General features: G+C 72.9%; 14 protein-coding genes. 4 read left to right on the plus strand and 10 right to left on the minus strand.

Annotated elements, in window-relative coordinates; all coding sequences use genetic code 11:
• The first annotated feature begins 26 nt into the window (after positions 1-26).
• On the plus strand, positions 27-641 hold the full coding sequence (locus ACIBQ8_RS10840) for a thymidine kinase (protein WP_352322400.1): 615 nt from the start codon (positions 27-29) through the stop codon (positions 639-641).
• 36 nt (positions 642-677) lie between these two features.
• Here the strand turns inward: ACIBQ8_RS10840 and ACIBQ8_RS10845 are convergent, their stop codons facing one another.
• The 4 genes from ACIBQ8_RS10845 to ACIBQ8_RS10860 are packed head-to-tail and all read right to left on the minus strand — an operon-like array spanning position 678 to position 3,462.
• Positions 678-1,082, minus strand: a complete 405-nt coding sequence (locus ACIBQ8_RS10845) for a MarR family winged helix-turn-helix transcriptional regulator (protein WP_397191803.1) — start codon at positions 1,080-1,082, stop codon at positions 678-680.
• Positions 1,083-1,116: 34 nt separating this feature from the next.
• Positions 1,117-1,788: a DsbA family protein gene (locus tag ACIBQ8_RS10850; protein ID WP_397191804.1), complete on the minus strand. Its 672-nt coding sequence runs from the start codon at positions 1,786-1,788 to the stop codon at positions 1,117-1,119.
• 47 nt (positions 1,789-1,835) lie between these two features.
• Positions 1,836-2,732 (minus strand): hypothetical protein, encoded by an 897-nt coding sequence (locus ACIBQ8_RS10855; protein WP_397176232.1) that lies wholly within the window; start codon positions 2,730-2,732, stop codon positions 1,836-1,838.
• 55 nt (positions 2,733-2,787) lie between these two features.
• Entirely contained in the window at positions 2,788-3,462 is a 675-nt protein-coding gene (locus ACIBQ8_RS10860; protein WP_397191805.1) for a carbon monoxide dehydrogenase subunit G, read from the minus strand.
• A gap of 96 nt (positions 3,463-3,558) precedes the next feature.
• Here ACIBQ8_RS10860 and ACIBQ8_RS10865 point away from each other — a divergent pair, with 96 nt between their 5' ends.
• The 3 genes from ACIBQ8_RS10865 to cydB all read left to right on the plus strand — a co-directional run bounded on the left by ACIBQ8_RS10865 (position 3,559) and on the right by cydB (position 6,878).
• Positions 3,559-4,470 carry a polysaccharide deacetylase family protein gene (locus ACIBQ8_RS10865; protein WP_397191806.1) on the plus strand — a complete coding sequence of 304 codons (912 nt, stop codon included), beginning with the start codon at positions 3,559-3,561 and terminating at the stop codon, positions 4,468-4,470.
• A 170-nt stretch (positions 4,471-4,640) separates the two neighbouring features.
• Positions 4,641-5,984 carry a cytochrome ubiquinol oxidase subunit I gene (locus tag ACIBQ8_RS10870; RefSeq protein ID WP_397176238.1) on the plus strand — a complete coding sequence of 448 codons (1,344 nt, stop codon included), beginning with the start codon at positions 4,641-4,643 and terminating at the stop codon, positions 5,982-5,984.
• Positions 5,985-5,996: 12 nt separating this feature from the next.
• Positions 5,997-6,878, plus strand: coding sequence for a cytochrome d ubiquinol oxidase subunit II (gene cydB, locus ACIBQ8_RS10875; RefSeq protein WP_397176240.1), 882 nt, complete (start codon positions 5,997-5,999; stop codon positions 6,876-6,878).
• A gap of 6 nt (positions 6,879-6,884) precedes the next feature.
• On the opposite strand, the gene ACIBQ8_RS10880 is transcribed toward cydB, so the two are convergent.
• The 6 genes from ACIBQ8_RS10880 to ACIBQ8_RS10905 are packed head-to-tail and all read right to left on the minus strand — an operon-like array spanning position 6,885 to position 13,513.
• Positions 6,885-7,310: a hypothetical protein gene (locus ACIBQ8_RS10880; RefSeq protein ID WP_397191807.1), complete on the minus strand. Its 426-nt coding sequence runs from the start codon at positions 7,308-7,310 to the stop codon at positions 6,885-6,887.
• A 56-nt stretch (positions 7,311-7,366) separates the two neighbouring features.
• Complete coding sequence (locus tag ACIBQ8_RS10885; RefSeq protein WP_397191808.1) at positions 7,367-8,377, minus strand: leucine-rich repeat domain-containing protein; 1,011 nt, start codon at positions 8,375-8,377, stop codon at positions 7,367-7,369.
• A gap of 8 nt (positions 8,378-8,385) precedes the next feature.
• On the minus strand, positions 8,386-10,737 hold the full coding sequence (gene cutA / locus ACIBQ8_RS10890) for an aerobic carbon-monoxide dehydrogenase large subunit (protein ID WP_397191809.1): 2,352 nt from the start codon (positions 10,735-10,737) through the stop codon (positions 8,386-8,388).
• A gap of 16 nt (positions 10,738-10,753) precedes the next feature.
• Positions 10,754-11,230 (minus strand): (2Fe-2S)-binding protein, encoded by a 477-nt coding sequence (locus ACIBQ8_RS10895; protein ID WP_397191810.1) that lies wholly within the window; start codon positions 11,228-11,230, stop codon positions 10,754-10,756.
• Entirely contained in the window at positions 11,220-12,092 is an 873-nt protein-coding gene (locus tag ACIBQ8_RS10900; protein WP_397191811.1) for an FAD binding domain-containing protein, read from the minus strand. The genes ACIBQ8_RS10895 and ACIBQ8_RS10900 overlap by 11 nt, the downstream gene beginning before the upstream one ends.
• A complete protein-coding gene (locus ACIBQ8_RS10905) occupies positions 12,089-13,513 on the minus strand; it encodes a uracil-xanthine permease family protein (RefSeq protein ID WP_397176252.1) in 1,425 nt (474 codons plus the stop codon). Before ACIBQ8_RS10905 ends, ACIBQ8_RS10900 begins: the two co-directional genes overlap by 4 nt.
• Between the last annotated feature and the right edge of the window lie 59 nt (positions 13,514-13,572).

Consider the following 13,572-nt stretch of genomic DNA (forward strand, 5'->3'; position numbering starts at 1 on the left):
TGACCGAACTGTCTGCCTTGTCAGCCGTGCCATCCGGAGCCCGGGACGCCGTGCTGAAGTTCTACTTCGGCCCCATGGACTGCGGGAAGTCCACTCTGGCGCTCCAGATGAACTACAACCACGGCCGCCAGGGGCGGCGAGGGCTGGTCCTGACCAAGCACGACCGCTCCGGCGGCCCGAAGGTCACCAGCCGGATCGGGCTGGGCCTTGAGGCGATCGAGGTGGAGGACTCCCTCGACCTCGTCGGCCTGGTCACCTCGCACGAGCGCATCGACTACCTGATCTGCGACGAGGCCTGCTTCTACACGGTCGAGCAGATCGAGCAGCTCGCCGACCTGGTGGACGAGCACGGCATCGACGTCTACGCCTTCGGCCTGGCCTCCGACTTCCGGTCGGTCATGTTCCCCGGCGCGCAGCGCCTGTTCGAGCTGGCCGACGAGGTGTGCCGGCTGCAGGTCGAGGTGTTGTGCTGGTGCGGACGCCCCGGGCAGCTCAACGCGCGCGTGGTGGGCGGGGTGCTGGCGCGGACGGGCGAGCAGGTCGTGATCGGCGACACCGACGCCTCGCCGGTGCGCTACCAGGTGCTCTGCCGCCGCCACCACCGCTCCGGCCAGCTCGGCGAGGGCGGCGCCCCGGCCTGACCCGCGTGCCGGGGGCTGTGGCGTGAGCCAGGTGGCTCAGACCAGCCGGTCGAGGGCGTCGTGGAACAGGCGTCGCTCGTCCTGCGGCAGGGCGGACAGGAAGGCGCGCTCGGCCTCCTCCACGGCCGGCACCGCGAGGCGCATGGTCTCGCGGCCGCGCTCGGTCAGCTCCACCGCGTTCTTGCGGCGGTCGCCCGGATGCGGCCGCCGCGCCACCAGCCCCTTGCCCTCCAGCGCGTCGATCATGGCGACCATCGTCGTGCGGTCGATGCCGAGCCGCTGGGCGGCCTCCTGCTGCGACAGCGGCTCGGGGGCGTCGATCACCGACAGCACCCCGAGCTCCCGCCCGTCGATCCCGTAGGGCGCGAGGGCCGGGCCGGTGAACTCGGCCAGGCGCAGCGCGGCATGCTTGAGCAGGTAACCAAGGCGGCGGCTCGACACCTTCCGATTGTCCCACCGCCGCGGGCGAGGCCGTTCAGACCGCGCAGTAGCCGTCGTCGTCGCATCCGTCGGCGGGCGGGGCGAGCTGGGTGATCGGCGTCTGGCCGGTGCGCTCGGCGACCTCGTCGATCGCCGCCGCGAAGGCGTCCTCTGGCTGCGCGCCCGACACCGCGAACTTGCCCTCGAACAGGAACAGCGGCACTCCGCTGATCCCCAGCGCGCCGGCCCTGGCGAGCTGCTCGCGCACCTGCCCGGCGCCCTCGCCGGTGTCATGGACGCCGACCTCGCCGGCCAGGCGGCTCAGCACGCCGGGGTCGCCGACGTTCGTGCCCTCGCCGAAGTACGCGCGGAACAGCCGGTCGGCCATCTCCTTGCCGAGCCCCTGGGCGGTGGCGGCCTCGATGAGCCGGTGGGCCTCGAAGGTGTTGGCGTTGACGGCCCGCTCGTAGTCCATCTCCAGGCCCTCTTCGACGGCGACGGCCCTGACGCGCTCGGTCATCTGCCGCGCGCCCGGCCCGAACTTGCGCTCAAGGGCCGGGATCAGCGGCTCGCCCTCGACGGGGGCGTCGGGGTTGAGCTGGAACGGGCGCATGGTCACCTCGATCGTGCCGCCCTTGGCACGGAAGCGCTCGGCGGCGCGGGCGAACCTGACGTGCCCGATATAACACCAGGGGCACACGACATCGGAGAAAATCTCGACTTTCACCCCAGCGACAACCACGCGGCCCGCACGACGATTCCGCCGGCCGCGGGTCAGCCGGCGGCCAGCTCCTCCAGCCGGTACGGCAGGTAGGCCGAGTCGTCCACCAGGGCGGACGCGCCGCGCCACCAGCCGAACCACTCGCCGCTGCGCCACATCCAGTCGACCCGCTCGATGGCGGCCACCACGTCGCCGACGGTCGCCCAGCGCTCGCCCAGCTCCTCGCGGGTGACGCCGTGGCGCACGGCCCAGGCCCGCAGCACGCCCGCGGCGGCGGCCGGGATCTCGCGGGCGTACGGGTCGGGCTTCTCGCCGGGCAGCCGGTGGGGCCCGAGCCCGGCGGCCACCCCCCAGCTCCACTGGGCCTCGGCGGGCCTGGAGTAACGCAGCGACTGGAAGTCGAGGTTGGACCCCAGCTCGTCGTCGGGACGGCGGGCGACGACCGCGTCGAGCCGGCCGCCCGCGTCGAAGTGCACCACGAGCCGCCGGCCCGGCGTGACCCCCGGCGGCAGCTCGAAGCGGTCCTCGGCCTGCCAGGAGTTGAGGTCGACCTCGGCGACGGGCGGGCCCCAGAGCCGGTCGGCGGCGTCGTCGGCGATCCAGGCGGCCAGCATCTCCAGCGCGGTCAGGTCGGTCCACGGCTCGATCGCGACGGCCGTGCGCAGCACCTCGTCGGGCGGCGGCAGCTTGCCGCCCCTGGGCCGCGTCCACCAGCCGGGGCCCAGCTCGCGGGTGCCGACCAGGAGCGCGGCGATGGCGGCCAGTTCGGCCGATCGGCGGGTGAGCGAGGCGCCGAGCGCGAGCCCGAGCGCGCGGTCGGTCCGCTGGTCGCCGAATACCGGCCGCACCTCGGCGACCAGGGACTCGGCGGTGGGGCGCTCCTCCCCCAGCAGGTCGCGTACGATGCGCCTGGCTTCGTTCCGTGCGTCTTCAGCGTGTGCCTGCCGCATACCGCCACGCTACGCCTGGAGATCCTTTTCCGCGAGAGTCGTCGTGGCGCGTCCCTCAGCCGCGCCGGCCGCGCCCACCGCCGCCCGCCTCGCGGCCGAGCAGCCGGCCCACGGTGACGCCGGCGAGCGCGGCGGCCGCGCCCATGCCGAAGGCGGCCAGCAGCGCCCACGGGCGGGGCTCGGCGTGCCGCGCGGGCGGCCGTTCGTAGACCGCCGGGGCGGCCTCACGGGCGGCCTCACGGGCGGCCTCATGGGCGGCCTCCGGCGCGGTCTGCGCCGCCGGGAGCGGGGGCGGGGCGCTGAGGTGGCCCTCGACGGCGGAGAAGAACTCGCCGGCCGTGCGCTTGGCGACCGAGCCGAGCATGCGCTGCCCGACGCCGCCGATCATCCCGCCGATCACCGCGTCGGCGTCGTAGTCCACGCGGGTGCCGCCGTCGATCTCGCTCAGCCGCACCAGGACGGTGGCCTCGACCGTGCCCGGCGCGCCCTGGCCGCGCGCCCGCAGCGTGAAGCTCTCGGGCGCGCGCGGCTCGGCCAGCGCGACCTCCCCCTGGTAGACGCCCTTGATGGACGCCACGCCCGCGTTGACCGTCATCCTGTAGGTGTCCGGCCCGGTCTCCTCCAGGCGCTCGCAGCCCGGGATGGTGCGCACGAGCACCGCCGGGTCCTGGAGCGCGGCCCACACTCGATCACGTTGTACGCCGATCACGGCGCTGCCCGCCACCTTCATGCGGCCACTCTAGGCACCGGTGACGGGCTGGTTAAGGGCAAGACCTGCCAGTCGGGCGACGCGTCGTGCGGATCAGGGCTGGCAAGATGGTGCTCCATGTGCTGGGGGCGTGGAACGGTCAGGGGCGGGGCCGGGCGTGGCGGGCTGGGGCCGGCCGTGCTCACCGGGGTGCTGGTGGCGCTGGCCGCCGGATGCGGCACGGGCGGCGACGCCGGCGGCACCGGCGGGGTCGTGACCGGGCCGTCGGCGAAGCCGTCCGCGACCGGCGTCCCCTCGTCCCGGCCCACGCCGCAGGGCCCGCCGGGGGCGCTGCCGCGCGCCGGCGAGGTGGGCCCGATCAGCGGGGAGGACGGCCTGCCCCCGGTGATCAGCTCGATCCCCACCAAGCGCAAGGTCGTCTTCCTGACCATCGACGACGGCTGGGAGCAGGACCCCGGCTTCGTCAAACTGGTACGCGACCGGCGCGTCCCCATCACCGCCTTCGCCATGCGCGACGCGGTCGAGGCCAAGGGCAGCCCCGACCCGGCGGGCGGACCCGGACGCTATGTGGGCGCCGGCAAGTGGGGATATTTCCGGCAGCTCCGCGACGTCCACGTGCCCGTCGAGAACCACACCCTGACCCATCCCGACCTGCGCCGCCTGCCGCTCGACGGGCAGCGCCGGGAGATCTGCGGCGCGGCCCAGGTGGTCGGCAAGGAGATCGGGACCCGGCCGACCTTGTTCCGGCCGCCGTTCGGCAGCTACAACACCGACACGCTGCGGGCCGCCCGGCGGTGCGGGGTGAAGGCCGTGCTGCTGTGGACCGCCACCGTGCAGCCGGGCGGCAAGATCGCCTACCAGGTGCCCGACAAGCGCCTGCGTCCGGGCGACATCCTGCTCCTGCACTTCCGGCCCGATTTGGCGGCCGACTTCCGGGTGCTGATCGACAAGATCAAGCGGCGCGGCTTCGAGCTGGGCAATCTGCGGGCCTACCTCGACGCCGCGGGCGGGGTCCGCCGGGCGGGGTAGCCCGCAATCCGCCCGGCGGGTGACGCGCCGGGACGTACCCGTACGGGATCCTCGAAAAGTAGGCAGAACTGGGGGATGTGACCAACGTCGCATCGCGTTGCTCTACGGCCTGTAGTACTACTACAGGTAGAAGTACTACAGCTTGTAGAGCTATGAGCGGGTGGGGATTGATGGACGCGCTTGACCTGGCACGGTGGCAGTTCGGGGTGACCACCGTGTACCACTTCTTGTTCGTGCCCCTGACCATCGGTCTGGGCATCTTCGTCGCGGGCCTCCAGACGGCCTGGCACCGCACGGGCAAGGAGCACTACCTCAAGCTCACGAAGTTCTTCGGGAAGCTGTTTCTGATCAACTTCGCCATGGGCGTGGTCACCGGCATCGTGCAGGAGTTCCAGTTCGGCATGAACTGGAGTGAGTACTCCACGTTCGTCGGTGACGTCTTCGGCGCCCCGCTGGCCATGGAGGCGCTGCTGGCCTTCTTCATGGAGTCCACGTTCCTCGGCCTGTGGATCTTCGGCTGGGACCGGCTGCCGAAGAAGGCGCACCTGGCCAGCATCTGGGCCGCAGCCATCGGCTCCAACCTGTCGGCCTACTTCATCCTCGCGGCCAACGCCTGGATGAAGCACCCGGTCGGCTACGAGGTCGTGGACGGCAAGGCCAGGATGACCGACCTGTGGGCCGTGCTGACCAACTCCACGGCGGTCGCGCAGGTGCCGCACGTCATCGGGGCCGCGTTCATCGTGGCGGGCGGGTTCGTGCTGGCGGTGAGCGGCTACTGGCTGCTGCGGACGCGCGCGCCGATGTGGCGCAGCGCCGCGCGCGGCGCGCTGGTCATGACGGCGATCGCGGGGGCGGTCGTCGCGGGCACCGGCGACATGTCGGCCAAGCTGATGTACGAGCAGCAGCCCATGAAGCTGGCCGCGGCCGAGGGCCTGGAGCGCGACACCGCGGGCGCGGCCTTCTCCCTCGCGCCCGGCATCGAGATCCCCAAGGTGCTCAGCTTCCTGGCCACCAACGACTTCGACGCCACCGTCCAGGGCACCGAGGACCTGCAGCGGCGTTTCGAGCGGCAGTTCGGCCCCGGCGACTACCGGCCCGACCAGACGATCGTGTTCTGGTCGTTCCGCGTGATGATCGTGTTCGGCATGGCCACCGCGGGGCTCGCGCTGCTCGGCCTCTGGCTGACCCGGCGCAGGCGCGAGGTGCCGTCCTGGCTGGCGCGGGCGCTGCTGCCGGCCCTGCCGCTGCCGTTCGCGGCGGTGATCGCGGGCTGGCTGCTGAGCGAGATCGGCCGGCAGCCCTGGACGGTCGCCGGCGAGCTGCTGACCGCCGCCAGCGTCTCGCCCGGCGTGAGCCTGTCCGAGGTCGCCATCTCGCTGACCGTCTTCACGCTCCTGTACGGCGGCCTGGCCGTGGCCGAGGTCGTCCTGCTGGCCAAGCACGTGCGCAAGGGCGTCGAGGAGCGGCAGCCCGCTCCCGAGGCGCAGCCGCTCGAACCGTCGCTGATGTACTAGAGGGACCAGACCATGATCAACCTGTGGTTCGTCATCATCGCCTTCCTCTGGACCGGGTACTTCGTCCTCGAAGGCTTCGACTTCGGCGTCGGCCTGCTGGCGCCGCTCCTGAGCAGGAACGCCGCCGAGCAGCGCCAGAGCCTGCAGACCATCGGCCCGGTCTGGGACGGCAACGAGGTGTGGCTGATCACGGCGGTCGGCGCCATGTTCGCCGCCTTCCCCGCCTGGTACTCCGGCCTGTTCAGCGCGTTCTACCTGCCCGTCACGCTCATCCTGGTCGGCCTGATCGTGCGCGGCGTCGGGCTGGAATGGCGCGGCAAGGTCGCCAACCCGATCTGGTGCGACCTCGGCATCCTGGTCGGCAGCGGCCTCCCGGCCTTCCTGTGGGGCGCGATCTTCGCCGACGTGCTGTTCGACAGCGGCCCGGCGGCCCTGCTCGGCGGCGCGTTCACGCTGACGCTCTGCGTGCTGCACGGCGCGGTCTTCCTCGCGCTGCGCACCACCGGCCCGGTGCGCCGCCGGGCCAGGACCGCCGCCATGGCCGCGGCGGCGGTGGCCATCCCGGTGGCCGTGCTGGCCCTGTCGAACCTGGGCTCGCCGCCCGCACTGGCCGCCATGGCCGCGCTGGCCGCCGCGGCGGCGCTGATCTGGCGGCGCAGGGAGGGCTGGGCGTTCGGCGCGACCGCCGCGGGCATCGTGCTGGCCACGCTGGCGGTCTTCATGGAGCTGCGCCTCGCGCCGCTGCCCGGACTGACCCTGGCGCAGGCCGCCTCGGGGCCGTACACGCTGACGATGCTGAGCTGGATCGGGCTGATCACGCTGCCGTTCGTGCTGGTCTACCAGGGCTGGACGTACTGGGTGTTCCGCAAGCGGGTCATGCTGGCGGCGGCGTAGGGCGCCTCAGCCGACCGTGCGCATCCGGTTCGTGCGGTGGTCCTTCAGGTGGAGGTCGCCGCCGAGCCGCTCCTTCAGCAGCTCCAGCACCTTGCGGCTGGACAGCACGGTCCACAGGTTGCCGACCAGGTGCGGGTTGTACTCGGGGGCGGCGTCCATCCAGGCGTCCTTGCCGGACTGGCTGGCGAACGTCGTGACGAAGAACTGGCCGTCGGCGGTCCGGCAGTAGCCCGTACGGATCTCGGCGGCGTCGACCTGCATGCGCGGCTTGCAGCCGACCTTGGCGGCGAGCTGCTCGACCGTCTGGGGCGCCGCCGCCCGCGCGGCGTTCCGGCCGGCCGCCGCCGGGGCTCCGGAGCCGCCGCCGGCGGAGCAGGCGGCGACCAGCCCGGCCAGCAGCGCGAGGACGGCCAGACGTGGAAGTGTCGTCATGTGCGGAGGTACGCACGGCCGCCCGCGCCGGTTCAGCACCGGTTCGGCACATCGGTTCAGCGCAGGACGGCGCAGCCCCGGGCGCGCAGCAGATCGAGCACCGGCGGGTCGTCGTAGAGCTTGTTCCAGCGCAGGTCGAGCTTGCGCAGGCCGGTCAGCTCCGCGACCGCGGCGGGCAGCTCGCGCAGCCGGTTGTTGCGCAGGTCGAGATGGGTCAGGCCGGACGGCAGCGCGGGCAGCTCGCTCAGGTGGTTGTCGCGCAGGTCGAGCACGCGCAGCTCGGTCAGCGCCGCGAGGGCGGGCAGCCGGGTCAGCCGGTTGCCCTGCAGGTGCAGCTCGCGCAGCCGGCCGAGCCCGCCGACGGTCTCGGGCAGCGTCTCCAGCCGGTTGTTGTACAGGCGCAGCTCCACCAGCGAGGCCATCGACCCGAGCGCGTCCGGGAGCCTGGTCAGCCGGTTGTCGGTGAGGTTGAGGTAGGCCAGCCGGTCGAGGCGGCCGAGCGCGGCCGGGACGTCGGTGAGGCCGTTGTCGCTCAGGTAGAGGTAGTCGGTGAGCGGCAGGTCGCCGACCTCGGGCGGGATCGAGGCGAGCCGGTTGTGGCCGAGGTCGAGCATGCGCAGCCGGGTCAGGCCGCCGATGGCCGCGGGGATCTCGGTGAGGGCGTTCTCGGCGAGGTTGAGGGACTCCAGCGCGGTCAGCTTCCACAGCGCGGCGGGCACGGAGGTCAGCCGGTTGCCGCCGAGCGCGAGGTGGCGCAGGCGAGGGGCGAGGTCGCCGGGCAGGCGCTCGATCCGGTTGCCGTAGAGGAAGAGGGTCTCCAGGCCGGGCGGGCAGGCGGGGACCTCGCTCAGCTCGTTGCCGTCGAGGTGCAGGGCGCGCAGCGCGGTCAGGCCGGACAGGCGGGGCAGCTCGCGCAGCCGGTTGCCGTCGAGCCGCAGCTCCTCCAGCGCGGCCAGCCCGCCCACCCTGCCGGGCACGTGCGTGAGCTCGTTCCAGGCCAGGTCGATCGTGCGCACGTCGTCGGGGACGTCGGGGAAGCGGGTCAGGCCGGCGCCGGGAGCGAGCATGGCGCCGATCATCGCATACGCAGCTCGAACAGGTCCGACGGCGAGATGGGCATGCGGTCGATCTCGATGCCCTCGGCGTCCTCGATCGCCGAGGCGATGACCGCCGACACCGGGATCACGCCGGCCTCGCCCGCGCCCTTGATGCCGAGCGGGTTGAGCGGCGAGGGCGTCTCCAGGTGGGCGGTCTCGATCGGGGGGATCTCGGTGGCGTACGGCATGAGGAAGTCCATGAACGAGGCGTTGACGAGCTGGCCGTGGACGTCGTACTCCATGCGCTCGTACAGGGCGCCGCCGATGCCCTGGGCCACTCCCCCGTGGATCTGGCCCTCCACGATCATCGGGTTGATCAGCCGGCCGCAGTCGTGCACGACGGCGTACCGGACGACTTTGATCTCGGCGGTGTCCGGGTCGGTCTCCACGACGGCCGCGTGCATGCCGGAGGCGAAGGTGGACCTGATCGGCGAGTAGAACTCGCGCCCCTCCAGGCCCGGCTCGTCGCCCTCGGCCACCGGCGGGCGGGCCGGGTCGGCCGCGCCGGAGAACTGGGTCGCCCTGGCCGTCTCCTCGTCGAAGGCGTAGCGCAGCGGGTTGGCCAGCACCGCCACCGTCGAGAGCGGGATCGCGGCGGTCGGCGCGCCCACGACGTGCACCAGGCCGTCGTCGATCTCCAGGTCGGCCGGGTCGGCCTCCAGGGCGTCGGCCGCGATGCGCAGCGCCTTCTCCTTGACCTTCCGGCAGGCCAGGGCGATGGCGTTGCCGCTGACGACGGCGGCGCGGGAGGCGAAGGTGCCCACCGCGTACCCGAACCTGCGGGTGTCGCCGGTGACCACGCTGACGCGTTCGATGGGCACGCCCAGCTCGGCGGCGGCGATCTGGGCGAAGGCGGTCTCGTGGCCCTGCCCCTGGGAGGTCAGGCCGGTCGAGACGTGCACCCGGCCGTCGGAGGTGATCTGCACGTGCCCGCCCTCGTACGGGCCGACGCCCGTGCCCTCGACGTAGCAGCCGATGCCGATCCCCCGGCCGGGACGCCGCTCGAAGGAGTCCCAGCCGATCAGCTCCTTGAGCATGCGGAGCATCTCCGGGTAGTTCCCGCTGTCGTAGATGAGCGGGCGGCCGTCCTGGAACGTCATCCCCTGGTCGTAGGGGAACTCCTCGGGCCGGATGAAGTTGGCCGCGCGCACCTCGGTGCGGTCCTTGCCCAGGTAGCGGGCGATCTTGTCCATGGTCCGCTCCATGCAGAACACGCCCTGCGGCCGGCCGGCCCCGCGGTACGGCGTCACCTGCACGGTGTTGGTGTAGACCGCGGTGAACTCGACCCGGTAGGCCCCCGGCTTGTACGGCCCCAGCAACTGCGTGGAGGTGACGATGGGCACGATGATCCCGTACGGCGTGTAGGCGCCGTGGTCGTGCAGGATCGTCACGTCCAGGCCCAGGACGCGGCCGTCGTCGTCGAAGCCGACGCGTACGTGGTGGATCTGGGCGCGTTCGTGCGCGGAGGAGATGAAGTGTTCCCTGCGGTCCTCGGTCCACTTGATCTCGCGGCCGAGCGTCATCGCGGCCCACGGCACCAGGATCTCCTCCGGCCACGGGTGCACGATCTTGACGCCGAAGCCGCCGCCGACGTCCGGGGCGATCACCTCGACCTGCGGCAGCGGCAGCCCGAGCGCGGCGGCGACGGCCATGCGCACGCTGGTGGAGGTCTGGGTGCTGGAGTGGACGCGCAGGTCGCGGCCGTCCCAGCGGGCGTGCACGCCGCGTCCCTCCAGCGGCATGCTGGCGCTGCGCTCGATGTCGAGCCGGAAGGCCAGCGTGTGCGGCGCGCTCTCGACGGCCTCGCGCGCGCCCCTGCCGTCGGCCCCCCGCACCTCCTGGACGAGGTGCGCCCCCACGTTCCCCGGCACGTCCTCGTGCACGAGCCGGACGCCCTGCACCGCCTCGGCCAGGCCGACGACCGGCTTGAGCGGCTCGTAGGCGACCTCGATGAGCGCGCAGGCGTCCTCGGCGGCGTACCTGTCGGCGGCCACGACCATGACCACGGGCTCGCCGACGTGCCGGACGACCTCCCTGGCCAGCGGGTACGCCGTGCGCCCGTGGGTGAGCGCCGGGTGCGGGATCAGCAGCGGCAGCGGCCGGCCCACCCGCTCGGGCAGGTCCTCCCAGGTGTAGATCGCGACCAGGCCCGGCACGTCGAGCGCGGCGGAGACGTCGATGTCGCCGATGCGCGCGTGGGCGTGCGGCGACCGGACGAACGCGGCGGCGAGCGCGTCGGGGCCCAGGTCGTCGAGGAAGCGGCCCTGGCCGGTGAGCAGCCGCGGGTCCTCCCGCCGCCGCACCGGCTCGCCGAACATCCTGGTCGTCATGACTCCCCCAGCAAGCTCACGACTCCTCCGCCAGCAGCTCGGCGGCGCGGTGGACGGCCTTGACGATGTTCTGGTAGCCGGTGCACCGGCACAGGTTGCCGGACACGCCTTCGAGCACCTCCTCGTGGGTGGGCGCCGGGTTGTCGGCCAGCAGGGCGGTCACCGTGCACAGGAAGCCCGGGGTGCAGAAGCCGCACTGCAGGCCGTGGCACTCGGCGAAGGCCCGCTGCACCGGTGAGAGCCCGTCCGGGCCGGCCAGGCCCTCGACCGTGGTGATGTCGTGCCCGTCCACGGTGACCGCGAAGGTCAGGCACGACCGGACCGGCTCGCCGTCGAGCAGCACCGTGCAGCAGCCGCAGACGCCGTGCTCGCAGCCGACGTGCGTGCCGGTCAGGCCGAGGTCGTGGCGCAGGCAGTCGGACAGCAGGCGGCGGGCGGGGACGCTGACCCGTCTGGCCGTGCCGTTCACGGTCAGCGTGATCTCATGTTCCACCGGTCGCCGTCCCCTCTCGCGCCGCCTGGCGCAGCGCCCGTTCGGCCAGCACGCCCACCAGGTGCCGCCGGTAGGCGGCGGTGGCGTGGATGTCCCCCTCGGGGTCGGTCCCCTCCCGCACGGTCCGCGCGACGGCCGGCCAGTCGACGCCGTCGGGCGGCCGGTGGCCGCAGGCGTCCGTCACGTCCGTCAGGACGGGGACCGGGCCCACGCCGACGCAGGCGACCCTGGCCGCGGCGACGCGCAGTTCGTCGTCGAGCGTGACCACGGCGCAGACGCCGGCCAGGGCGTAGTCGCCGTGCCGCCGGGACACCTCCTCGAACGCCGTCCCGGCCCGTCCGCCGAGCGCGGGGAAGTACGCCGACACGGCCAGCTCGTCCGGCCGGACGGCGGACTCCAGGGGCCCGACGAAGAACTCCTCCGCCGGCACGTCCCGCTCGGCGATCCCGGCGGGGGTCCAGCGGGCCAGCCGCACCGAGCCGCCCAGGACGGCCAGCACCGCGGGCAGCTCGGCGGCGGGATCGGCGTGCACCAGGCTCCCGACGACCGTGCCCCGGTTGCGGATCACGGGGTGGGCGACCAGCCGCAGCGCCTTCGTCAGCAGCGGGTGCGCGCCGGACCTGGCCACCCGCGAGTGCCGGGCCAGCGCCCCCACCCGCACCCCGTCGCCGCCCGCCTCGACCGTGTCCAGGGCGGTCAGGCGGTTGATGTCGACGATGTGCTCGGGCGCGGCCAGCCGCATGTTGAGCATGGGGATCAGGCTCTGGCCGCCGGCCAGCACCTTGCCGTGCACCTCGGCGAGCGTCCGCAGCGCCGCGCCCAGGTCGCGGGGGGCGTGGTGGGTGAACGGCGGCGGCTTCACCCGGCCTCGCCGGGAGCGGGGTTCGGGGCGGGTCTCGAAGGGCGCCCGGCTATGACGCGCAGCAGGTGGTAGCCGCCCACCACCACGACGGTGCCGAGCGCGATGCCCTCCAGGGAGAAGTCTCCGCCGATCATGTGCGTCACCGGTCCGATCGCCAGGATGATGCCCGCGCCGATCGGGACCATGTTCACCGGGTCGGCGAAATCCACCCGGTTCTCGATCCAGATCTTGGCGCCGAGTAGTCCGATCATGCCGTACAGGATGACGGTGACGCCGCCGAGCACGCCGCCCGGCGTGGCGGCGACCAGCGCCCCGAACTTCGGGCACAGGCCGAACAGGATCGCGATCAGGCCGGCGATGTAGTAGGCGGCCGTGGAGTAGACCTTGGTGGCCGCCATGACGCCGATGTTCTCGGCGTAGGTGGTGGTGGGCGAGCCGCCGACGGCGCTGGTGACGACGGTGGCGGCGCCGTCGGCGATGATCGCCCGGCCGATGTAGGGGTCGACGTCGGTGCCGGTCATCTCGCCGACGGCCTTGACGTGGCCGACGTTCTCGGCGATGAGCGCGATCACCGCGGGCAGCACGAGCAGCACGGCGGAGAACCGGAAGTCGGGGGCGTGGAAGTCCGGCAGCCCGAACCAGTCGGCCCTGGCGACGGCGTCGAAGCTGACCCGGTCGTGCGGGAAGGCCGTGGCCACGCAGTACGTGCCCTCGGCCGGGCAGGCGGCGCCGGCCGCGTCGCGCAGGTTCTGGCCGGGCAGCACGGAGGTGACCGGCCCCGCCACCCGGTCCAGCACCCAGGACAGCGCGAACCCGGTGACCAGCCCGATGAGCACGCCGACGCGCCCGGCGAACCCCTTGAACGCCACGATCACCACGAACGTCACCAGCATCGTGACCAGCGCCACCCACTGGTCCTGCCCCCAGTAGACGTCGGCGACCACGTACGCCAGCCCGAACCCGATGAGCATCACCACCGCGCCGGTGACGACGGGCGGGAAGACCCGGTGGATGATCTGCACCCCGAGCACGTGCACGGCCAGCCCCGCCAGCGCCAGCACGAGCCCGGCCACCAGGATCGAGCCGGTCACGATGGCGTCGGCGATGCTCTGGTCGGTGCCGACGGCGGCCCTGATGGCGAACACGCCGCCGACGAACGACGCGCTGGTGCCCAGGTAGCTGGGCACCTTGCCCTTCACGATCAGCAGGAACATGATCGTCGCGACGCCGGACATCATCACGGCGACGTTCGGGTCGAGCCCCATCACCAGCGGGAACACGAACGTGGCGCCGAACATCGCGATCACGTGCTGGGCGCCGAAGCCGACCATGCGCGGCCAGCTCAGCCGCTCGTCGGGCCTGACCACCTCGCCGGGCGCCAGATGCCTGCCGTCACCGTGTCTGGTCCATCCGAAAACCATCTGCGCCCTCTCTTCCGGGCCGGCGACCGTGCCTTTGCGGGCACATTAGGACCGCTGGG

Source organism: Nonomuraea sp. NPDC049646 (genome assembly GCF_044465525.1).
Taxonomy (GTDB): Bacteria; Actinomycetota; Actinomycetes; order Streptosporangiales; family Streptosporangiaceae; genus Nonomuraea.